This window comes from Streptomyces spinoverrucosus (assembly GCF_006539505.1).
GTDB classification, from domain to species: Bacteria; Actinomycetota; Actinomycetes; order Streptomycetales; family Streptomycetaceae; genus Streptomyces; species Streptomyces spinoverrucosus.
The window spans coordinates 198300-219069 of the sequence record NZ_BJND01000020.1 but is presented as its reverse complement, the minus strand read 5'-3'; the positions used below and the strand labels follow the sequence as shown (position 1 = coordinate 219069).

17 protein-coding genes are annotated in these 20770 nt (G+C 70.2%); 6 read left to right on the top strand and 11 right to left on the bottom strand.

Annotated features, from left to right (window positions below; translation table 11 throughout):
* Window positions 1-84: 84 nt before the first annotated feature.
* Entirely contained in the window at window positions 85-1056 is a 972-nt protein-coding gene (locus SSP24_RS15495; RefSeq protein WP_141310108.1) for an LLM class F420-dependent oxidoreductase, read from the bottom strand.
* 74 nt (window positions 1057-1130) lie between these two features.
* On the bottom strand, window positions 1131-2786 hold the full coding sequence (locus SSP24_RS15490) for a serine/threonine-protein kinase (protein WP_141310107.1): 1656 nt from the start codon (window positions 2784-2786) through the stop codon (window positions 1131-1133).
* Between the two features lie 293 nt (window positions 2787-3079).
* On the opposite strand from SSP24_RS15490, the gene SSP24_RS15485 reads away from it, so the two are divergent.
* A complete protein-coding gene (locus SSP24_RS15485; protein ID WP_174864652.1) occupies window positions 3080-4078 on the top strand; it encodes a serine/threonine-protein kinase in 999 nt (332 codons plus the stop codon).
* A gap of 17 nt (window positions 4079-4095) precedes the next feature.
* On the opposite strand, the gene SSP24_RS15480 is transcribed toward SSP24_RS15485, so the two are convergent.
* Entirely contained in the window at window positions 4096-4326 is a 231-nt protein-coding gene (locus SSP24_RS15480) for a response regulator transcription factor (RefSeq protein WP_141310105.1), read from the bottom strand.
* Window positions 4327-4515: 189 nt separating this feature from the next.
* Window positions 4516-6939, bottom strand: a complete 2424-nt coding sequence (locus SSP24_RS15475) for a SpoIIE family protein phosphatase (RefSeq protein ID WP_141310104.1) — start codon at window positions 6937-6939, stop codon at window positions 4516-4518.
* A gap of 345 nt (window positions 6940-7284) precedes the next feature.
* On the opposite strand from SSP24_RS15475, the gene SSP24_RS15470 reads away from it, so the two are divergent.
* The gene (locus tag SSP24_RS15470) at window positions 7285-7710 is read left to right on the top strand and encodes a hypothetical protein (protein ID WP_141310103.1); all 426 of its coding nucleotides are present in this window, start codon (window positions 7285-7287) and stop codon (window positions 7708-7710) included.
* A 129-nt stretch (window positions 7711-7839) separates the two neighbouring features.
* Here SSP24_RS15470 and SSP24_RS44910 read toward each other — a convergent pair whose 3' ends face one another.
* Window positions 7840-8622 (bottom strand): hypothetical protein, encoded by a 783-nt coding sequence (locus SSP24_RS44910; protein WP_141310102.1) that lies wholly within the window; start codon window positions 8620-8622, stop codon window positions 7840-7842.
* A gap of 383 nt (window positions 8623-9005) precedes the next feature.
* Here SSP24_RS44910 and SSP24_RS15460 point away from each other — a divergent pair, with 383 nt between their 5' ends.
* Window positions 9006-9383: a hypothetical protein gene (locus SSP24_RS15460; protein WP_141310101.1), complete on the top strand. Its 378-nt coding sequence runs from the start codon at window positions 9006-9008 to the stop codon at window positions 9381-9383.
* A 98-nt stretch (window positions 9384-9481) separates the two neighbouring features.
* Here SSP24_RS15460 and SSP24_RS42845 read toward each other — a convergent pair whose 3' ends face one another.
* Window positions 9482-11068 (bottom strand): DUF6777 domain-containing protein, encoded by a 1587-nt coding sequence (locus SSP24_RS42845; protein ID WP_167529595.1) that lies wholly within the window; start codon window positions 11066-11068, stop codon window positions 9482-9484.
* A 359-nt stretch (window positions 11069-11427) separates the two neighbouring features.
* A complete protein-coding gene (locus tag SSP24_RS15445) occupies window positions 11428-12003 on the bottom strand; it encodes an SH3 domain-containing protein (RefSeq protein ID WP_141310149.1) in 576 nt (191 codons plus the stop codon).
* A 279-nt stretch (window positions 12004-12282) separates the two neighbouring features.
* Here SSP24_RS15445 and SSP24_RS15440 point away from each other — a divergent pair, with 279 nt between their 5' ends.
* Both SSP24_RS15440 and SSP24_RS15435 read left to right on the top strand, forming a co-directional pair.
* Complete coding sequence (locus SSP24_RS15440) at window positions 12283-13806, top strand: ABC transporter substrate-binding protein (RefSeq protein WP_141310099.1); 1524 nt, start codon at window positions 12283-12285, stop codon at window positions 13804-13806.
* 6 nt (window positions 13807-13812) lie between these two features.
* Window positions 13813-15582 carry an ABC transporter permease subunit gene (locus SSP24_RS15435; protein ID WP_141310098.1) on the top strand — a complete coding sequence of 590 codons (1770 nt, stop codon included), beginning with the start codon at window positions 13813-13815 and terminating at the stop codon, window positions 15580-15582.
* Here the strand turns inward: SSP24_RS15435 and SSP24_RS15430 are convergent.
* The 3 genes from SSP24_RS15430 to SSP24_RS15420 all read right to left on the bottom strand — a co-directional run bounded on the left by SSP24_RS15430 (window position 15564) and on the right by SSP24_RS15420 (window position 18759).
* Complete coding sequence (locus SSP24_RS15430; RefSeq protein ID WP_141310097.1) at window positions 15564-16445, bottom strand: GNAT family N-acetyltransferase; 882 nt, start codon at window positions 16443-16445, stop codon at window positions 15564-15566. The two genes, SSP24_RS15435 and SSP24_RS15430, sit on opposite strands and share 19 nt — an antisense overlap.
* A 178-nt stretch (window positions 16446-16623) precedes the next feature.
* Window positions 16624-17412 carry an ABC transporter permease gene (locus tag SSP24_RS15425; RefSeq protein WP_141310096.1) on the bottom strand — a complete coding sequence of 263 codons (789 nt, stop codon included), beginning with the start codon at window positions 17410-17412 and terminating at the stop codon, window positions 16624-16626.
* A gap of 9 nt (window positions 17413-17421) precedes the next feature.
* Window positions 17422-18759: a lysine N(6)-hydroxylase/L-ornithine N(5)-oxygenase family protein gene (locus SSP24_RS15420; protein ID WP_229865624.1), complete on the bottom strand. Its 1338-nt coding sequence runs from the start codon at window positions 18757-18759 to the stop codon at window positions 17422-17424.
* A 120-nt stretch (window positions 18760-18879) separates the two neighbouring features.
* Between SSP24_RS15420 and SSP24_RS15415 the strand changes: the two genes are divergently transcribed.
* Window positions 18880-19827, top strand: a complete 948-nt coding sequence (locus tag SSP24_RS15415; RefSeq protein WP_141310094.1) for a methionyl-tRNA formyltransferase — start codon at window positions 18880-18882, stop codon at window positions 19825-19827.
* 86 nt (window positions 19828-19913) lie between these two features.
* On the opposite strand, the gene SSP24_RS15410 is transcribed toward SSP24_RS15415, so the two are convergent.
* A complete protein-coding gene (locus SSP24_RS15410; RefSeq protein ID WP_141310148.1) occupies window positions 19914-20768 on the bottom strand; it encodes an ABC transporter ATP-binding protein in 855 nt (284 codons plus the stop codon).
* Window positions 20769-20770: the final 2 nt, after the last annotated feature.

The following is a 20770-nucleotide window of genomic DNA, read 5'->3' as shown; positions in this document are numbered from 1 at the left end:
GAACGGTCGTAGAGACCTCTAGTACCCCTGTCGAGCGCGTGATGCTCAGTGCTGAGGGTGATTCTCCGCTACTCGCCCCGGAGTTCACCCGAGGGCGTCGCGCAGTGCCGGCAGCAGGGTCTTCGCCGACCAGTCCAGGTACTCCGGCTGCGAGTCGCCGCCGATCTGGACGAGGGCGATCTCCGTGAACCCGGCCTCGGCGTACGGGCGTACCGCCGCCACGAAGTCATCCGGGTCGTCACCGCAGGGAATCGACTCGGCGACGTCGTCCGGTGACACGAACTGAGTGGCCGACTCGAAGGAATCCGGGTGCGGCAGCTCGGAGTTCACCTTCCAGCCGCTGCCGAACCAGCGGAACTGCGCGTGCGCCCGCTTCACCGCCGCGTCGCGGTCGGTGTCGTAGCAGACCGGCAACTGGCCCACCCGCGGCTTGCCCGTGCCGCCGTGCCGGTCGAAGGCCTCCAGCAGGCCCGGCTTCGGTTCCGTGGCGATGACGAGGTCGGCGAGTCGGCCCGCCAGCGCGCAGGAGCGTTCGCCGGAGACGGCGATGCCGATCTGCGGCGGCTCGTCGGGCACGTCCCACAGCCGGGCCGACTCCACGTCGAAGTGCGTACCGCGATGGTTCACATGGCCGCCCGCGAACAGCGCCCGGATGATCTCGACCGCTTCCTCCAGCATCTCGTGCCGTACGTCGACGGACGGCCAACCGCCGCCCACCACATGCTCGTTGAGGTTCTCGCCCGACCCGAGACCCAGCCGGAAGCGGCCCTGCGACAGCAACTGCATGGTCGCCGCCTTCTGCGCCACCACCGCCGGGTGGTAGCGGAAGGTCGGACACGTCACGTAGGTCATCAGCGGGATGCGGTCCGTCGCCTGCGCGGCCGCGCCCAGCACACTCCACGCGTACGGGGAGTGGCCCTGCGAGCGCAGCCACGGAAAGTAGTGGTCCGAGGTCACGGAGAAGTCGAACCCGGCGTCCTCGGCCCGCACCACGTGGTCCACGAGATCACGGGGGCCGGCCTGTTCGGTCATCATCGTGTATCCGATTCGCACCATAAGGGGCGAGTTTCCGTGTGGTGCGAGCGGAAACGGCGCAGCGGCGAGCGATGGGGATCAGTGGGCCCCGGCCATCAGTCCTCGGCCGGGCGGAAGGTGCGCAGGAAGACGTCCAGTGCCTGGCGGTTCTCGGCGTCGTCCCAGTCCTCGGCCGGGGTCGTCCAGCGCAGTGAGTAGCCGCGGCCGTCGCCGATGAGGAAGCCGCGGCCCAGGGTGCGCACCCGGGTGCCGTCGACGTCGGCGAGCCACTCCATGTCTGCGGCCTGCTGCCCCCGGTACGTCGTCGCTTCGATCTCCCCGAGCCGCCGATAGTCGTCGGCGGCCTGCTTCAGCCCCGGTTCGACGTCGTCGCGCCAGACGGCGACCGGGTCCGGCCCGATGCGCTTGCTGTACGTCACCGCCAGCGTGCGCGGATCGTCGGGCGCGCCGAGCACCACGCGGTACGCCAGGTCGGACGCGCGTGTCGTGCTCAGTGGTTTCCAGCCCTCGGGGAGGGCGATGGAGAAGCCCTCGGGGGAGCGGTAGGTGCGGAAGCCCGGCGGCAGGGCGGGGGCCGAGGGGGACGGGGCCGCGCTGGTGGGCGGGGTGCTCGGAGTGGTCGGGGCGCTCGGGCTGGTCGGCGCCGGTGATGCCGGGGTCGGTGATGCCGGAGTCGGTGCGGGGGTGGACGGGCGGTTCGGCGCCGGTGTGGCCGCGGAGGCGGGCGGTCGGGGCTCGGTGCCGGACGCGGAGGTATTCGTACCGGGCAGCTCGCGGGTCACGGCGAGGACGGCGACAGCGACCGTGACCACGGCCAGGGCCGTCCCGGCGATCATGGTCCGCCTGCTCCACCCCGGGTCGGTGGCGTGCAGGGCCGTGGCGTACGCGCGGCGCAGCCGGGGGACCGGTGCGGTGGGCAGGGCCGCGTCGGGGTCCTCGTTGAGCACCCGGCTGAGCGACTGGCGCACCACGGGCCGGGTGAGGCGCTCCCGGGAGTCCTTGCGCAGCAGCCCCTGGACGGCCTGGGTGAGCGGCCCGGCGCGCAGCGGTTGGCGCAGCGGGAGCCGGTCCACGCCCTTCAGCGTGGCCTCGGGCCGGTCCCGGTCCCGGAACGGCGGGCGCCCCTCGACCATGGTGTAGAGGATCGCCCCCAGCGCCCACAGGTCGGCGGCGGGGCCGATGCGCTCGTCGCGGGCCTGCTCCGGGGAGGCGTACGACAACGCCGTGAGCCGTGGGGCCAGGGTCGCGCCCGCCAGCCCGAAGCCCGCCACCACGACCGGACCGTCCTCGCGGACGAGGACCTGGCCGGGGCTCAGCTCGCCGTGCGTGATGCCTTGGCCGTGCGCGGCCTCCAGCACGTCGAGCAGCTCCAGCCCGATCCGGGCCGCCCGTACGTAGTTGAACGAGCCGTGCTCCGCGAGGAGTTCCCCGAGCGGCGTACCGCCGATCCACTCGGTGACCGTCCACAGCGCGCCCTGCTCGGCGACCGCGTCGACGACGGTCGCGACCCGGCCGGGGCACAGCCGTGCCATCGTCTCCGACGTGCGCATGATGCGTCCGATGGTCCGGCGCGCCGCGTCCCCGTCCGGCTCGCCCGGCAGCCCGACCTGCGTCAGCAGACAGGGGCGCCCGGCCTCGACGTCCTCCCCGTACCAGCAGACGCGGTTCGTTTCGCGATGGACGACCTCAAGGAGGCGGTACCTCCCGGCGACCAACTGGTGTGCGGAGACGTACGCCTTGCTCATGGTCATCCCTCGCTGAACGCATGGCTCTCACCTTTCCCAGAGGTACGCGGGGCGCCACGGAGTGTGTTCAACGAGGGCGGCGCATATTCGGGCGCGGCCGAATTTTTGACGTTCCGTCAGTGCACGGCACCCCTTGCGTCGGACCGGCGTCCTCACTCCCCTCCATCGGAACAGAGCGCACCCCTGATCCCGGCCGACGCCCACGGTCCGGCGGGAGTGGGCGGCGGTGGATAGAATCGCACGTAGGAAGCGGCACTTTTCGCCTGAAGTGGCGCTATGTGGGCACGGCAGTGAATGACATGAGTCTGTACACGGGCCGGCCCTCCGGCCTGATCGGGAAGCAGATCGCGGGCTATCGGATCGAGCGTGTGATCGGCCGCGGTGGCATGGCCGTCGTCTACCGCGCGAAGGACCTCCGTCTGGACCGCACGGTGGCGCTCAAGCTGATCGCCCCGGAGCGCGCTGCCGACGACACCTTTCGGCGCCGCTTCACCTACGAGTCACGGGTGGCCGCGGCGATCGACCACCCGCACATCGTGCCGATCTTCGAAGCCGGTGAGACCGACGGCGTCCTGTACATCGCCATGCGTTACGTCTCCGGTCTGGACCTGCGGGCCATGCTGGACCGGGAGGGCCCACTCCCCGTCCCGACCGCCCTGCGCATCGCCACCCAGGTGGCATCCGCACTCGACGCGGCCCATGAGCACGATCTGGTGCACCGGGATGTCAAGCCAGGCAACATCCTCGTCGCCGCGGGCACCGACAGCGACCACCCCGAACACGTCTATCTCACGGACTTCGGGCTGACGAAGAAGTCGCTGTCGCTCAGTGGCTTCACCGCCGCGGGCGAGTTCGTCGGCACGCTCGACTACATGGCGCCGGAACAGATCTCCGGCCGGCCGGTGGACGGCCGGTGCGATCTCTACAGCCTCGCCTGCGTGGTCTACGAATGCCTCGCCGGCGGGCCGCCCTTCCAACGGGACGAGGACGTGGCGCTGCTGTGGGCGCACCAGTACGACCAGCCGCCTCGTCTGACCGAGCGGCTGCCGGGGATCGCGCCCGCCGCGGCCGACGTCATGGCAAAGGGCCTGGCGAAGATCCCCGAGGACCGCTACGGCTCCTGCCTGGACTTCGTGGCGGCCCTGCGTGTCGCCACGGGGCACGGCGTGGGCCGAGGCGCTCATCCACCCTCCCAAGTGGATGCTGGGCCTCTCGGTGTCTCGGGGATCCCGGCGCCACCCCCGGAGCCTCCGGCCTGGGCCCGGCCGGTCTTCCGCGGCCCGCCCGGCGGGCCGTAGACCGCTTCTGCCGGGCGTCACAGGCCCAGGGAGATGGCCAGCCGGGTCAGTTCTGCCGTGCTGTTGATGCCCAGCTTGGCCCGGATGCGGCGGAGATAGGCGTCCACCGTGTGCTTGGAGAGTCCCATGTGGCGGGCCGTCTGCAGGTAGGTGCGTCCTGCGGCGATGTGCTGCAGGGTCTCCTGTTCGCGCGGGGCCAGCGCGAGTGCGGGGGCTTCGGCGTGCGGTGTGGCGAGGGTGAGGCTCATGGGACTCTCTCCGAAAGATCGGCTCCGTCATCCCTGCTCACGGCTTCGGGAGCGGGGGACATGTGCCGGAATGTCGTATTTGTCCTCCTGGTTAAAAAGGTTGCGGGCGCGACTTCATAACGGTGTCGTCGGACTGTCACAGGCGTGTCACAGCACCCGCCGGCGTGCGTGCCACGGCGCGATGCGCCCTCAGTACCCGGCGAGCGACTGCTCGGCCCAGATGGTCTTGCCGATGGGCGCGTGTCGGGTGCCCCAGCGCTGGGCGAGCTGGGCGACCAGCAGCAGGCCGCGCCCTCCCTCGTCGAAGGTCCGGGCACGCCGCATGTGCGGGGCGGTGCTGCTCGAATCGGAGACTTCGCAGATCAGGGTGCTGTTCTCGTGAATCAGCCGCAGCTGGATGGGCGGCCGGCCGTAGCGGATGGCATTGGTGACCAGTTCGCTGACCACGAGTTCGGCGACGAAGGTGGCCTCATCGAGCCCCCAGACCGTCAGCTGGTCGGTGGTACGCCGACGGGCCTGGGCGACGATCGAGGGGTCGGACGGCAGGTCCCAGGCGGCGACCCGATCGGCATGGAGGGCACGGGTACGGGCGACGAGCAGGGCGACGTCGTCCTCGGGGCGGTGGGTCAGCAGACCTGTCAGTACCCGGTCGCAGACCGTCTCCAGGGTGGAGGCGGGACGGGACAGGGCCGCGAACATCCCGTCCAGGGCCTCGTCGATGTCGTGGTCACGGGTCTGCAGCAGACCATCGGTGTAGAGGGCGAGGATGCTGCCCTCGGCGAGTTCGGTGTCCACCGTCTCGAAGGGCAGGCCCCCCAGCCCCAGCGGCGGGCCCACCGGGACATCGAGGAGGTACACGGCACCGTCGGGAGAGACCACGACGGGCGGGGGATGGCCGGCCCGGGCGAGGGTGCAGTGGCGGGAGACCGGGTCGTAGACCACGTACAGGCAGGTGGTGCCGATGCCCCCGGCGCCCTCCGTGCCGGCCTCGTCGGCGGTCAGGTGGATGATGAGGTCGTCGAGGTGGGTGAGCAGCTCGTCGGGCGGCAGGTCGACGTCCGCGAGGGTGCGTACCGCGGTGCGCAGCCGGCCCATGGTGGCGGCGGCACGCATGCCGTGCCCGACGACGTCGCCCACGACCAGGGCCACCCGGGCCCCGGACAGCGGGATCACGTCGAACCAGTCACCGCCCACGCCGGACTCGGTACTGGCGGGCAGATAGCGGGAGGCGATCTCGAGTGCCGGCTGATCGGGCAGCGTCTGCGGGAGCAGGCTGCGCTGCAGGGTCATGGTGTTGGTGCGCTCCCGGGTGTGGTGGCGGCGTGCGTTGTGGATACTGACGGCCGCCCTCGTCGTGAGCCGCTCGGCCAGCCGCAGGTCTTCCGGCTCGAAGGGCTCCCGGCGCTGGTGACGGGCGAAGACGGCCATGCCGAGAGCGACACCGCCGGCGCGCAGGGGCACCGCCATCATCGAATGGGTCCCGTACTCGCGGATCCAGGCGGCTCCGGGGTCCTGGGCCACCCACCGGGCAATGACCAGGTCGTCTGTCCCGTACAGCACGCCACGGCCCGCAGCCAGACACTCGGCGGGAGGTGACAGCGGCGGATAGACGATCGTCCCTCCGACCCCCACCGGGGACTCCGGGCTTCCGGCGAGGACCGAGCGCACAGCGGTACGGCACATGGCGACCGGGCCTGCCGCTGGGCCGGGGGTCGGCTCGTCGCCGCGCGGGGGAGGGTCGAGCAGGTCTACGGCCACGAAGTCGGCGAGCCGGGGGACGGTGACGTCGGTCAGTTCCTGCGCGGTGCGGGCGCTGTTCAGGGTGGTGCCGATGTGGGCGTCGGCGTCGCTCAACAGGGACGGCTGCTGCCGGGGGCTCTCGACTTCCGTCCTGTCGTGCGCGGCCAGGAACACGGCTCGCACCTGGCCGTCCGGGTCCCGCAAAGGGGCCAGCGAGGTCGCCCAGTCGTGTGCCGCGCTCGTACCCGTGGGCTGGACGAAGGCCCCCACGTGCTGCGGCTCACCGGTCTCCAACGCCAGGCGCATCCTCCGTGCGATCTCGTCGCTCACGGGATCCGGCGCGATGTCCGGCAGACGCAGCCCCTGCATCGCGGCCTCAGACAGGGACAGCGCGCGCTCCACGCCGGCATTCGCCCGCATCAGGCGCAGGTCCGTGTCGAAGATCGCCAAGAGGCAGGGGGACTGGGTGAACGCCCATTCCCTCATGGTTTCGCTCCATGGCGTGCGGGGCGTGCCTGGCACGGGGGACAGCACAAGCCACTTGCCGGCACCGCTGGTGGACGTCGAGCGGTGCGCGAGCAGTCCCACGTCCACCCGGTGGCCGTTCCGGTGCCGCAGCGCCACGGTGCCGCTCCACCGCTCCTGCCCGAGTGGGGCCCGGCGCGCCGCATCGCTGACGACATCGGCGAGCAGGCGGGCGGCGGGCAGTCCGATGACTTCGGAGGTCACATAGCCGAGCAGTCGACGCGCACCCTCACTCCAACCGATCACGATGCCCTGCTCGTTGATGGTGGCCGAGGCCGTGTCCGCCGAGTGACGGGAGGGGTCCGTCTCCTCCGGCCGCTCACCAGGAGAGATGGGAAATCGTTCCATCGCCGCTCATCTCGCCCTCGCTAGTTCCCTTCGCGCTGTCCCTGCGGGGACCCGTACGCGAAAGGACTCCACTGACCAGCATGATCCAGCGGGGCCGGGAGCACCAACGCACGGCCGCGCTCGGAGCGCGGATCGTCGTACTTCTGCGAGTCGGCGACCGCTATCAAGATCATTTTTCGGTGTCAAGCCACGTATTCGAGTGGCGTGACGCACGTTGTCCCGCGGGGTTTATTGGAAGCACGTCCTCACCGGGAAAGTCCCGGAGAACACGAGGGCGGGAAATTGTCCCCGGAGTATTCCGTGGGGCGGTTTGCAAACCCTATTGATGCAGAATGGAGAATTCCAATGATCGAGCGTATCTGGACCCGTCGTTTCGTACTGGCCGGAGCTTCCGTGGCGCTGGTGGGCGCGGGTATCGCACTGCCCTCGACCGCGATGGCCGCACCGGCCGCCGCGCCGCAGCAGGCCGTCGCCTTCACCCAGGACGACAGCGCGGACGGGATCGGTACCGGCGGCGACGCCAATGCCGAGAACACCACCGTCGGCGGTGAGGCCACCGGCGGTAACGCCAACTCCGGCGTCGGCGAGTGCAAGGGCAAGTGCGAAATCAATACCGGTAACGCCACCGGCGGCAACGCCAGCGCCGATGCCATCAATACCGGCGATGCCACAGCTGTGGGTGGTGACGGCACGGGCACGGGCGGCACGGTCGACAAGAAGGAGATCAAGAACGAGATCAAGGAGAAGCTGAAGAACAAGTTCGGCAAGTGAGGGCGGACGGCCCCGTAGTCCCGGGGTCACGACCCGGTGACCCCCCGACACAGCAGACGCCGGAGAGGCCTCAGCCTCTCCGGCGTCTGTGCCGTGCCCTGATGCTCAGCGTGTTCTTCCTGCGGGTACTCAGGCCTGACCGCTTGTGGCTGTCGCGTCACCGCTCACGGCAGTTGCATCGCCGGCGTTGGTGGCGTCGGCGCTGGCATCGCCGCTCGTCGCGGCACCCGTGGTGATCGTGCACCTGCCGATGCAGGTACCGACGCCGGAGATGGCGGAGCCGGTGGTGGCTTCGCCACCGGCAGTGTTGTTCTCGGCGGCGGCATTGCCGCTGGCAGCGGTGGCGTCGCCGGCGCCGCCGTCCTTGTCCTTGTCCTCGTCCTTGGCCTTGGCGCCTTCGGCCAGGGTGCCTTGCACAACCGCGCTCACGGCCTCCAAGCGGCCACCGCTCAGAACGTCAACGGTCCGGACGGCGCTGACACTGGCGTGGCAAAGACCGGTGCACGCACTGACGGCTCCGTCACCCACAGCGGTGTTGGTGCTGGCGCCGCAGATGCCCGTGCAGTCGCTGAACGCGCCGGTCCCCGCAGTGGTGTTGGTGCTGCCGTCGCACAGGCCCAGGCACCCGCCGAAGGCACCGTTGCCTGCGGCGGTATTCGTGCTGCCGGTGCAGAGGCCCACGCAGCCTGCCGAAGCGCCGTCACCTGTGGCGGTGTTGACGCTGTCGTGGCAGAGGCCGGTACACCCGCTGGAGCCGTCGACTCTATGGGCCTGGCCGGGCTGAGTCAGCGTGACGCCGTGCTGCGGGGCTGCCGGTGCGGCCATCGCGGTCGCGGGCAGGGCCAGGCCGCCGGTCAGTGCCACGGAAGCCGTGGCCAGCACGATACGACGGGTCCAGGAACGCTGTTTCATCGGAATTCTCCGGGGTTCTTGTGTCCGTGGTTCGGCGTTGACGTTAGCGTGCGGACCGTGCCGCGAGCGGGATTTGCGAAGTGCGGTGTGTTCTCGCCCTGCGTGTCTACTTCTTGAGTTGCTTTCAGGGGTCGTCGACGTCGGTGTCTTGTATCAAGATCGGTTTTCGGTGTCAAGCCACGTATTCGAGTGGCGTGACGCACGTTGCCCGGCAGGGTTTATTGGAAGCACGTCCTCACCGGGAAAGTCCCGGAGAACACGAGGGCGGGAAATTGTCCCCGGAGTATTCCGTGGGGCGGTTTGCAAACCCTATTGATGCAGAATGGAGAATTCCAATGATCGAGCGTATCTGGACCCGTCGTTTCGTACTGGCCGGAGCTTCCGTGGCGCTGGTGGGCGCGGGTATCGCGCTGCCTTCGACCGCGATGGCGGCACCGGCCGCCGCGCCGCAGCAGGCCGTCGCCTTCACCCAGGACGACAGTGCGGACGGGATCGGTACCGGCGGCGACGCCAATGCCGAGAACACGACCGTCGGCGGTACCGCTACCGGCGGTAACGCCAACTCCGGCGTCGGTAGCTGCAAGGGCAAGTGTGTGATCACCACCGGTGACGCCACCGGCGGCAACGCAAGCGCCGATGCCATCAATACCGGCGATGCCACAGCTGTGGGTGGTGACGGTACGGGCACGGGCGGCACGGTCGACAAGAAGGTGATCAAGAAGGAGATCAAGGAGAAGCTGAAGCAGAAGTTCGGCAAGTGAGGCCTGCGGCTTCCGACACAGCAGACGCCGGAGAGGTGCACAGCCTCTCCGGCGTCTGCATGGCGTTTGGTGCCCGGCGGGGCAGGGGTGGTTGGTCGCTACTCGGAGGAGTTGCCGTTGTCGGAGTTTGAGCCGGAGTTCGAGTCGGAGTTGGAGCCGGAGTCCGAGCCGGAGTCCGACGAGCCGGAGTCCGAGTCGGAGTTTGAGTCGCGGTTGGCGTCTGGGTTGACGGGGTTCGGTTCGGGGTTGGGGTTGGGGTTGGGGTTCTCGGCGGGAGCTTCGTTGTTGGGGGCGGGCTCGGGGTTCGGGTTGGGGTTTGGGTTGGGCTGGGGGTCAGGGTTTGTGTTGGTGTCCTGGTCGTTGGGGTTGGGGTTGGGGTTGGGGTTGGGGGTGTTCTCGGTGTCCGGGTTCGGGTTCGGGTTGGGCTGGGGGTTCGGGTTCGGGTTCGGGTTGGGGTTTGGGTTGGGCTGGGGGTTTGGGTTGGGGTCTTGGTCGTTGGGCTTCGGCTCCGACTCGTTTTCGCTGGGTTGGGTGCCGGTGTTGGAGTCCTCTTCCTTGTTGAGGTCTTCGTCCTTGAGGTCTTGGTTGCCGGGGTCGACGGGGCTCGTATTGGGGTCTTGGTCGTTGGTGTTCGCGTCGCGGTTGTCGTCGCGGTTTTCCCCAGGCTTGGTTTCGCGGTCGTCGTCGTTGGTCTTGGTGTCGCTGTCCTTGTCGGGCTTGGTGTCGCGGTCCTTGTCAGGCTTGGTGTCGCGTCCGTCGTTGCCGGTCTTGGTGTCGCCGTCCTTCTTGTCGGGCTGGGTGTCGCGGTCCTTGTCAGGCTTGCTGCCGGGGTCCTTGTCAGGCTGCGTGTCGCGGTCCTTGCCGGTCTTGTTGTCGCGGCCCTTCTCGTCAGGCTGGGTGTCCGGTGCCTCCTTCGCCGGAGGCGACTGTGCCGGTGGCAGTGGCCAGTGCTTGGGCGGAGGGGCGGTCTTCTGGTCACGTTCGCCGTTGTCGCCCGAGGGGCGGCTGACCCAGTCCCGGTCCTTCGTGTCGAAGATGACGAATTCCTTCATCTCCGTGGCCGAACGGTTGACGACCACGACCTTCTGCGGCCGGTATCCGGACCAGGCGGTCCCCTTCTGCTTGGGTGTGCCTTTCTGGGCGACCGCACGGTCGAGCGGGTTGCCGCAGGCGCAGCGCACCTTCGGCTCTCCGTAGCCATTGACGAGGACGGCCGTGCCGGCCTGGAGCACCGCCTGGTAGCTGGTGGATGCGCCGTCGCGGTAGCCGTGGTTGGTGACGCGGGTGTCGGAACGCAGCTGTACGGGCGTCAGTGAGCGCAGATAGCTGGGGACCGTGGACTCCCGGATGCCCAGAACCGAGGCGAAGGCTTTGTTCTTGGCCTTGTCGGAGGACAGATAGCGGATCTGTTTCTCCACGTCGCAACTGGCGACGTTGCGGCTCCCGCCGTAAAGGCCGGGTTCCGATCCCGCCACACTGCGGATGGCGTTGGTCTTGGTGGGTGTACTGGGCGCGGCAGCGGGCAGCGACGAGGTCGTGTTCGCTGTCGACTGGGTGTACGGATCCGGCCCGGTTGTGTTGGTGGGCTGCAGGATGACCTCGCCGGCCTGAGCCGGTGCACCGACCGGGCGGGTGAGGAAGACCGTCAGACCCACAGCGGCGACAAGGGCGGTGATTGCCGTCATCCGCGGCACGGACCGCCACCAGGGGCCATGCCCTCCCCCGCTTGGTCGCCGCTTCGGGTGGTCGGGGCCACCCGGGCCACCCCGGCCACCCGAGCCACCCGACCCCCCACCGCCGCTCGGCGGAGGTGGGGGCGGAGGAGGTCCTGCCTGTTCGCTGGACGGGCGGTCGGCGAGAGGGCCGGAGGGTGGGCCGGTGGGGCGCTCTGAGAGCGGTTCGGAATTCACAACTTTCCCTCCCGCCGGGCGAAGCAAATTGTGTAGATCGAAGGTTCGTTAAAGATTCATCCACGCTTCGTGTGGATTTCACCCCTTTGGTTCCTATTGTGCGCTTCGGTCCCGCAGAGTCCCAGCGGGCCGGGTCATCGGGACTCACCCGGCCGGTCAACGATCTGCGTCGGCGCCGGGGTCTCGCCTGACGTCTGCGTCGTCGTGGTTTCCTCGGTGGACGGCTCGGAGGAAACGGCATAGGTGTCGGCCCCTGTGCCGTCGCAGTACACCCAACGTTCCTGCTCGGCGTCGTACAGCCACACCGCCTCCCCGTCGATGACCATCCCGGCCCGCAGGCCGCGAGTCCGCCGCCGGAAGGCCTCGCCGTCCGCCTTCCCTGCCGCCATGTCCTCCAGGGCCAGTCCGTAGCGGCTGAGCGACTCCCTCACCCGGGCCAGCAGCGGGCGCGGGTCGGTCGCGCGGGTGGGCGGTGCTCCGGCCATGGGCGGGGTCTGCGGCACGGGCACCAGCAGGCGGCCGTCGACCCAGGCCGACCAGCCGTTGAGGCACACGATGTGCCCCCAGTCGCCGCGCCGTTCGATGAGCTGGACGGGCAGAAGTGGGTCGAGCGGCACGGTCGGGCGGGAAGGGTCGGGAGCCTCCCAGGCGGCCAGTCCGTCTCTGGGGACGACATGGGTCGGAAGGAAGTCGGCGTCGGGGGCGGCCATGTCTTTCGCTTCCGTCACTTCCGCATGATCGCGGGCTCGAGGTCGCCCGGGCGGGCGCGTCCGATGTGCACAAATATTTTAGCTTTCAGCACTTTTTGTCGCCCGGCGGTGTCAACGGGGCGCCGGTTGGGGCGCCTCACGTGACCCATCTCATTGGTTGAGAATTCACCAACCTGAGATCAAGTTCGGTAAGGCTTACCTCATATACTTCTCGGGCCCCTCGCCGCCGCATCGGCGGTGCCGGGGGCTTCTTCCGCCCTCCCGCACGACAGGACAACCATGCGCACCACCTTCCGCGGCCTCGGCGCGGTGCTCGCTCTCACACCGCTGCTCGCCGGCTGTTTCGTGTCGGCAGAGGAGGGCTCGGGCGCGGATGGCGCGGCCGGGGCGGACGGACGACTGAGGGTCGCCCTCGCCGTGCCGCCGGTGCAGGCCCTGTCGCCGTACAGCAATGACGCCACCGTGCTGAGCAAGCTCTCCGTCGCCGAGGGCCTCACCGCGCTCAACAAGGACGGGGCCGCCGCCCCCGCGCTGGCCAAGTCCTGGACCCGGAAGAACGACACCACCTGGACGTTCGAACTGCGCGAAGCCACCTTCCAGGACGGCACCGAGGTGACCGCCGAGTCGGTCGTCAACTCCCTCGACCACGCGAACGCGGCCGAGACCAAGCCCCGTGTCCTCAGCGACGTAACCCTCACCGCCAGGGCCGACGACGCCGACACCGTCACCATCAGCACCAAGTCCGCCGACCCGGTGCTCCCGCTACGGCTGGCCAGCCCCGCCCTCGCCGTCCTCTCCGCGAAGGCGTACCAGAAGGACGGCACCGTCAGCCCGGTCGGCAACGGAACCGGCCCCTTCGCGATCACGAAACTCACCGGCAAGACCGGGGCCGCACTCGACCGTTACGACGGCTACTGGGGCGGCAAGGCCAAGGCATCCGGCATCGACGTGACGTGGATCGCCGACGGCACCGCCCGCGCCAACGCCCTGCGTGGCGGCGACGTCGACATCGCCGAGTGGATCCCCACCGCCCAGGCGAAGCTGCTGGACACCGACATCCGCCACGAAGTGCCGTCCGTACGGACCGACAGCCTGGTCCTCAACACCCGCGGCGGCCTCTTCTCCGACGCCTCGCTGCGCGCCGCCGCCCGCGAGGCCGTGGACGGCTCCGCCCTCGTCGACTCCGTCTTCGGCGGGTACGCCGATCCCGCCCAGGGCCTGTTCGGGCCCGCCGTTGCCTGGGCGGCCGATCAGCGCGTCGAGGTGACCGGCCGTGCCAAGGCCGCGACCCCGGCCCAGGTCAAGGCGAAGACCAAGGGCAGGACCCTGCGCCTGGCCACCTACACCAACCGCGCCGAACTCCCCGAGGCCGCCAGCGTGCTGCAACAGCAGCTGGAGAAGGCCGGGTTCACCGTGCGGCAGGACGTACGCGAGTACACGCAGATGGAGGCCGACCTGCTCGCCGGCAAGTACGACGCCCTCGTCTTCTCCCGGGTGACGCTGCTGGACACCGGCGACGCGGTCGCGTACCTCGCGAGCGACTACACGAGCGACGGTGTCTACAACATCGCCGGTCTGAAGGACCCCAAGGTGGACCAGGCCATCAAGGCCGCCGCCGAGGAGGGCGACACCCAGCAGCGGCAGCAGAAGATCATGCGGGCCGAAGCGGAGATCCTGCGCACCGACGCGGCGGTGCCGCTGGTCCACGAAAAGGTCGTGCAGGGCATCGCCACCGACGTCGAGGGCGTCATCCTCGACCCCCGCGAGCGCTCCCTGATCGACGTCGACACGCATCTTAAGTAGCAGCCGATGGGTGCCATAACGGCCGGTGCCAAGGCCCGCCCGGCCCAGTGGCGCGCGGGCCTCGGCCGCCTCGTCGCCGGGGCCGCGCTGCTGACGGCCGTGGCCCTGCTGCCCTGGCTGTCCGGGACCGACCCCGCGCTGACCGTCCTGCGGGCCCGCTCCGCCGACCAGGACCCGACTCCCGCCCAGCTGGCCGCCGTACGGGAGCAGTTGGGCCTGGATCAGGGGCCGCTCACCCATCTCGCGCACTGGCTGGGCGGCCTGCCGCGCGGGGACGCGGGCACCTCCTGGGTGTCGGGCGAACCGGTCCTGCCCCAGGTGAGCGCCGCCTTCGCGGTCTCCGTCACGCTGATGCTCGGCGCACTCGTGGTCACCCTCGCGGTGGCCGCGCTGGTCAGTGCGCGCACGCTGTATCTCGGCTCCCGGCGACGGCTGCGGCAGGCACGGGCGGGCACCGGCGCGGCCGTCCTCGCCGCGCTGCCCAAGTTCCTGCTCGCCTCGCTGCTCGCCACGGTGTGCGGGGTGTGGCTGGGCTGGCTGCCCTCCAGCGGCTGGGAAGGGCCGTCGTCGATGGTGCTGCCCTCGCTCGCCCTCGGCGTGCCGTCCGGGGCGATGATCGGCGGCCTGCTCGACCAGTCGCTGCCCGCCGCCTTCCAGGAGCCCTGGGCACGGACCTGGCACGCCTTCGGGTTCCCGCCCGGGCTGACCGCCCGCAACGCGCTGCGCCGCGCGCTGGCCGGAGTACTCCCACAACTCCTGCCGACCGTCGTGGGGTTGGTCGGCGGTGCCGTCGCGGTGGAGAAGATCTTCAACATTCCCGGACTCGGCCGCCTCGCCCTGGACGCCGCCCTCGCGCAGGACCTCCCCCCGCTGCAGACCGCGACTATGGTTCTGATCCTGCTCGGCGTGACCGCCGGCCTTCTCCTCCAGGCCCTGCGCCGCGCACTGCTTGGCCCGGCCCTGCGGGACGGCGCCCTTCCCGCGCTGCACGCCCCGGACCTGCCACGGCGGCGATCGATGTCCTGGATCGCCGCATTCTGCGGCATCGCCCTGCTGACCGTGGTCGGGGCAGGTCTGCTGCGCGACCCCCTGCACGTGGACACGGCGGCCCGCCTCCTGCCGCCCTCCCCGGCACACCCGTTGGGCACGGACGCGCTCGGCCGCGATCTGCTGGCCCGGCTGGGCCATGGCGCGCTGCGTACGACCGGCGTGGCTCTCGCGGTGACGACGGTCAGCGTCCTGCTCGGGCTGTTGCTCGGCACGGCGGCACAGGTGAGCTCCGGCCTGACGGAGGCGATGTCGACGCTCCCGGCCGTCCTCGCCGGGCTGCTGACGACCGCGGTGACCGGGCCGTCGGTCTGGGGTGCCGCGCTCGCGGTGTGCATGGTGGGCTGGACTCCGTACGCCGCACAGACCGCGGCGCTGCTCGAACAGGAACGGGCCAGCGGTCACATGCTCGCGGCGCTCTCGTTCGGCGCCGGTCCGCGGTACCTGCTGCGCCACCACCATCTGCCCGCCGTACTGCCCGCCGTCCTGCGCAACGCGCTCCTACGACTGCCCACCACGGTCCTGGTACTGGCGTCCCTCGGCTTCCTCGGCCTGGGCGAGCAGCCGCCCACCGCGGAGTGGGGCCGCCTCCTGTCGGAGAACCAGCCGTACCTGGAACTGGCCCCCTGGGCGGTACTCGGCCCGGCCTGCGCGCTCGTCCTGCTCTCCGTTCTCGCCGTGTCCGGTGCACCTGGCACCGGTCAGCGGCGTCACAGGTCGAGTTGGTAGCCGTTCACCTGATGCGTCGGCACATAGCCGAGGCTGTCGTTGATGTGCCGCATGGGTGAGTTGCTGTCGGCGGTGTCGGTGATCAGGCCGTCGAGGTCGGGGTGCTGGTCGTGGGCGTGCCGGATCGACTCCGCCTTCATCCACCGGCCGAGGCCGTGCCCGCGGTGCTCGGGCAGCACGCCGGTGCCGTAGTGCTGACCATCGCCCTTTCCGCCGCCGGGAACGACCAGTTCGGTGAAGCCGGCGATCGAGTTGTCCGACGTGTCGACGGCGACGACGGTGTGGAGCAGGTCCCCGCGTTCTTCGACGACCCGCGCGACGGCCCGGACCCGGTCGACGTCCCAGGTCGGCGGCACGTGGTCGGCCTCGTCCATGGGCATGTCATCCATGGCCCGGCGTGCGGAGGTGAAGGTCTCGGCGAGGTGGTCGGGGACGACGCCCTGCCATGACTCCAGCCGGTAGCCGGGGTGCGGCTGTTCGACGATTTCAGTGAGGGCAGCGATGTCCGCACCGGCCAACGTGAGTCGCGCGTAGGTCAGTGCGAGGACCTTGCGAAAGCCGCGCGCCGCCAGGAACCGGTCCCCGGCCGAACCGGCCTCGGCGTGGGCGGCGACGCCACGCCTGCCCTCCTCGCGGGCGGCGGCCACGGCCGCATCGAGCAGCCGCGAGCCGACGCGGTTGCGCCGCTCGGCCGGATGAACAGTCAGCTCCAGCTCGGCCCGGTGCTCCTGACCGGCGTCGCTGGACAGGCGCAGGAACGCCGAGCCGACCGGTATTCCGTCGGCGTCGGACGCCAGCCAGGCCAGGCGGTGGCTGAACGGGCCACGGTTGGGGTCCGTCAGCGGCGTGATGCGAATCGACAAGGTGTCTCCGTCGTGAGGTGGTCGCAAAGGGCGGCGCGTGGGGCTGACCGCCCGGCACTCCTGCGCACCTCTCTGAACGAGCGGTCCGGACGGCAGCGAACGGCCGGGGGAACATAGCTGCTTCGCCACACGTGCCGCAACGAGATTTCGGAATCCTGTTCCCGGTCGGTCCGACGCCTCACCGGCGCTCAGCAGTCCCGCGATGCAGCCTGCGGCGGGCGACGAGTTCGACCGTCAGGGCCACGGCGAGCGCCTCGACGGCCAGCAGTGCGATGAGTACGAAGAGCTGGACGGCCCCGGCGAGCACGGGGGAGGCGCCCGCCAGGAGCATGCCGACGAACGCGCCCGGCAGGGTCACCAGGCCGACAGTACGGGTCTGGTCGAGGGCGGGCAGCAGGGCGTCCGACGCGGCGGGCCGGACCACCAGGAGGTGGGCGTCGCGCTCCAGGAGCCCCAGCGCCAGGGCGGCCTCGACCTCCCCGTACCGCAGGGCGAGTTCGTCCAGCGCGCGGCGGCCCGCGAGCACCGTCGCGGTGAGCGCGCCGCCGATGAGGATGCCGCTCACCGGGACGACGGCGATACCGGGGAGGGGGAGCAGCCCGGCGAGCACCAGCCCCGCCAGGACGGGCAGCACGGGGGCCGCGATGGGCAGGGCCGCCCACCACCAGGTGCCGTTCGGCGTGATGCGCCGTCCGGCCGTACGGGTGGCGACGGCGAACATCAGGAGCAGGAAGCCGAGCAGGGCCGCGGTGTGGCGGACGGCCCAGCCGACCACCAGGGACACCGCGGCCAGTTGCACGGTCGCCCGTACACCGGTCACCACGACCTCGCGGGCCCGCCCGTAGGACTCGTCCGGGGACAGGCGGAACACCGCGACCACCGCGGTGGCCACGACCACCAGGACGACGAGGGCCACGGCGAGCGCCGTACCGACCGGCAGCAGGGTCTCCGCAGCGAGGTGACGCACGCGTCGCCCCTAGAGCCTGTCCGTCCTCGCGGTGTCGGCGGTGCGCCGGGCCAGGAGGGAGTCGAGGATCTCCCCGGCCCGTACGGCGGTGGTGGACAGCAGGGTGGAGGTGAGGCCGTGGGTGTGTTCGGTGCCGCCCTGGAGGTAGATGTCGGCGGTGACGTTCGGGGCGGTCTCCACGCGGTGGTCGCGGCCGACCCTGAGGGTGTCCTCCTCGTCGCGCAGACAGAGCTTGGCGAGCTCGCCCAGGTGGTCGCCGATGCCCTGGGGCTGGTAACCGGTCGCGTAGACCAGCAGATCCGAGGCGATGACCTCGCGTTCGCCGGTCGGCAGGAACTCCACCGTCACCCGCACGTCGTCCGCGCCGTCCTCGACCTCGCGGATGCGGGAGACGTTCATCATCCGCAGCCGCTGCCTGCCCTGGACCTTCTCCTGGTACATCGTCCGGGACAGAGCCTCGATCAACTCCATGTCCACCACCGAGTAGTTGGTGCTGCGGTGGTAGTCGAACAGCGACTGTTTCACCTCCCGGGGCGCGCCGTAGTACAGGTCGACGGCCTCGGGATCGAAGATCCGGTTGGCGAACGGGCTGTCGTCGGCGGGCGTGTAGCCGTACTTGGCGAACACCGAGCAGATCTCGGCGTCGGGGAAGGTGCGGTGCAGGTAGTCGACGGCCTCGGCGGCGCTCTGACCGGCGCCGAGCACGACGGCGCGGCGTACGGGGGCTCCGGAGCGCACGCGTTCGTCGACGCGGGGAAGCAATTCGCTGTTGTGCCATACCCGTTCGGACCGGACGGCACCGGGCGGGAGGTGCGGCTCCAGGCCGGTGGCGACGCAGATGCTGCGCGCCCGGCGGACCGTCAGCCGCTCCGGGGTGGCCGGATCGCGGCTGGCGACGTCGAAGTACCTCACCTCGCCGTCCTCGGTGACGGGTCGTACGGAGACGACCTCGGCGGAGTACTCCACGAGCGGCGCGACCCGGCCGGCCGCCCACTCGAAGTAGTCGTGGAACTCGATGCGCAGCGGGAACAGTGTCTTCTGGTTGAGGAAGTCGACCAGTCGGCCGCGTTCGCGCAGGTAGCACAGGAAGCTGAAGTCACTGGTGGGGTCGCGCATGGTCACCAGGTCCTTGAGGAACGACACCTGCATGGTGGCGTCGTCGATGAGCATGCCGCGATGCCAGCCGAACCGAGGTTGTTTTTCGAGGAAAAGGGCCCGGAATCCGCCGTCTTCGCGTGATGTCGCGCCGCGCTCGTGGAGCGCGATCGCGAGCGCGAGATTGGACGGTCCGAAGCCGATGCCCAGAAGGTCGTGGATGGAATCCGGCCCGCTCTGCAGTGTCGTCACCGCTTCATCGCCTCCCATGAAGGGGGGACACAGTGTTCCGAAAGTTGGAACACAGCCTCCCCCAAGCAGGCTCATGCTAGATAAGGTAAGCCTTACCTAGCAATGCCTGAGGAGGCTCATATGCGGGTCGTCATGTTCGGCTATCAGACGTGGGGACACCGGACGTTGGGGGCTCTGCTCGACTCCCGGCACGAGGTGGTCCTGGTCGTCACCCACCCCAAGAGCGACCACGCGTACGAGAGGATCTGGAGCGACTCGGTCGCCGACCTCGCCGAACAGCACGATGTGCCGGTGCTGTTGCGCAACCGTCCGGGCGACGACGAACTCCTGCGCGCGCTCAAGGAGGCCGAGCCGGACATCATCGTGGCGAACAACTGGCGCACCTGGCTGCCGCCGGAGATCTTCGACCTGCCGCCGCACGGCACGCTCAACATCCACGACTCGCTGCTGCCCGCCTACGCCGGCTTCTCGCCGCTGATCTGGGCTCTCATCAACGGCGAGAAGCAGGTCGGGGTCACCGCCCATCGCATGGACGCCGAGCTCGACATGGGCGACATCCTGCTCCAGCGCGCGGTGCCGGTCGGGCCCACCGACACGGCGACGGACCTGTTCCACCGCACGGTCGACCTCATCGGCCCGATCGTCACCGACGCCCTGGACCTCATCGCATCCGGCAAGGCGGTGTGGACGCCGCAGGACCGCTCCCGCTCCAGCTTCTTCCACAAGCGGTCCCCGCAGGACAGCCGGATCGACTGGACCTGGCCCGCCGAGGACCTGGAGCGGTTCGTACGGGCCCAGTCGGACCCGTATCCGAACGCCTTCACCCATCACCGCGGCGAACGCATCCGGATCCTCTCGGCCGCCGTCTCCGAGGGCCGCTACGGGGGCACACCGGGGCGGATCTTCATCCGCGAGGGCGACGGGGTGGTCGTCGTCGCCGGGGCCGATGCGCGGACCGGGCGCCTGCCCGGTCTGGTGGTCAGGCGAGTGCGGACCGAGGACGGCACCGAGTACGCCGCCACCGACTACTTCCGCACCATGGGTGGCTATCTGACGGACCGTCCGTAGAACAAGGGTGCGTGACGGCCCCGTCCGTGATGGAGCTTGCACGGAGCGGACCGGTGACTCGCCGGTCCGCCGCCCGCTCCCCGGCCTCAGCCGGTCGTGCCCGGGACGGCGACGGCGGCCGACTCGTCGGTGCCCTCGTGGTGACGGCCCATCGGGATCACCATCGGCGTCCGGCTGACCGGGTCGTCGCCGACCACGCATCGCAGCCCGAAGACCTCCTCCACCATCGCCGCGGTGACGACCTCGGCGGGAGCACCCTCGCCCACGACGCGGCCCGCCTTCATGGCGACGACGTGATCGGCGTACCGGCAGGCCTGGTTGAGGTCGTGCAGCACCATCACGACCGTGCGGCCCTGATGCCGGTTCAGGTCGGTGATCAGGTCGAGGACGTCGATCTGGTGCGCGAGGTCCAGATACGTCGTCGGCTCGTCCAGCAGCATCACCGGGGTGCCCTGCGCGACCGCCATGGCGATCCACGCCCGCTGTCGCTGCCCTCCGGAGAGCTCGTCGACGGTCCGGTGCGCGAGGTCGGTCATCGCCGTGGCCCGCAGCGCCTCGTGCACGGCCTGCTCGTCGTCGGCGGACCACTGCCGCCACCACGTCTGGTGCGGTGAACGACCGCGCCCCACCAGGTCGATGACCGTCAGTCCCTCGGGAGCGACGGGCGTCTGCGGCAGGATGCCGAGCCGTTGCGCGAGGGCGCGGGTGGGGATCGAGTGCACCGAGCGCCCGTCGAGATACACGGCACCGGACTTGGGCGTGAGCAGCCGGGCCAGCGCCCGCAGCAGCGTGGACTTGCCGCACGCGTTCGCGCCGACGATCGCCGTGATCCGGCCGGAGGGGATCACCACGTCGAGGTCCTCGACGACGACCCTGTCGTCGTACGCCAGGCGCAGTGCCTCGGCGCGCAGGTCGGGGCCGCCCGCGGAGCCTTCGTACATCT

Bases quoted from the DNA above. Each gene is read 5' to 3' on its own strand.
- SSP24_RS15475 (WP_141310104.1), bottom strand. From the start codon at position 6,939: ATGGAACGATTTCCCATCTCTCCTGGTGAGCGGCCGGAGGAGACGGAC.
- SSP24_RS42845 (WP_167529595.1), bottom strand. From the start codon at position 11,068: ATGACGGCAATCACCGCCCTTGTCGCCGCTGTGGGTCTGACGGTCTTC.
- SSP24_RS15440 (WP_141310099.1), top strand. From the start codon at position 12,283: ATGCGCACCACCTTCCGCGGCCTCGGCGCGGTGCTCGCTCTCACACCG.
- SSP24_RS15415 (WP_141310094.1), top strand. From the start codon at position 18,880: ATGCGGGTCGTCATGTTCGGCTATCAGACGTGGGGACACCGGACGTTG.
- SSP24_RS15495 (WP_141310108.1), bottom strand. From the start codon at position 1,056: ATGGTGCGAATCGGATACACGATGATGACCGAACAGGCCGGCCCCCGT.
- SSP24_RS44910 (WP_141310102.1), bottom strand. From the start codon at position 8,622: ATGAAACAGCGTTCCTGGACCCGTCGTATCGTGCTGGCCACGGCTTCC.
- SSP24_RS15410 (WP_141310148.1), bottom strand. From the start codon at position 20,768: ATGTACGAAGGCTCCGCGGGCGGCCCCGACCTGCGCGCCGAGGCACTG.
- SSP24_RS15435 (WP_141310098.1), top strand. From the start codon at position 13,813: ATGGGTGCCATAACGGCCGGTGCCAAGGCCCGCCCGGCCCAGTGGCGC.
- SSP24_RS15480 (WP_141310105.1), bottom strand. From the start codon at position 4,326: ATGAGCCTCACCCTCGCCACACCGCACGCCGAAGCCCCCGCACTCGCG.
- SSP24_RS15470 (WP_141310103.1), top strand. From the start codon at position 7,285: ATGATCGAGCGTATCTGGACCCGTCGTTTCGTACTGGCCGGAGCTTCC.
- SSP24_RS15485 (WP_174864652.1), top strand. From the start codon at position 3,080: ATGAGTCTGTACACGGGCCGGCCCTCCGGCCTGATCGGGAAGCAGATC.
- SSP24_RS15445 (WP_141310149.1), bottom strand. From the start codon at position 12,003: ATGGCCGCCCCCGACGCCGACTTCCTTCCGACCCATGTCGTCCCCAGA.
- SSP24_RS15490 (WP_141310107.1), bottom strand. From the start codon at position 2,786: ATGACCATGAGCAAGGCGTACGTCTCCGCACACCAGTTGGTCGCCGGG.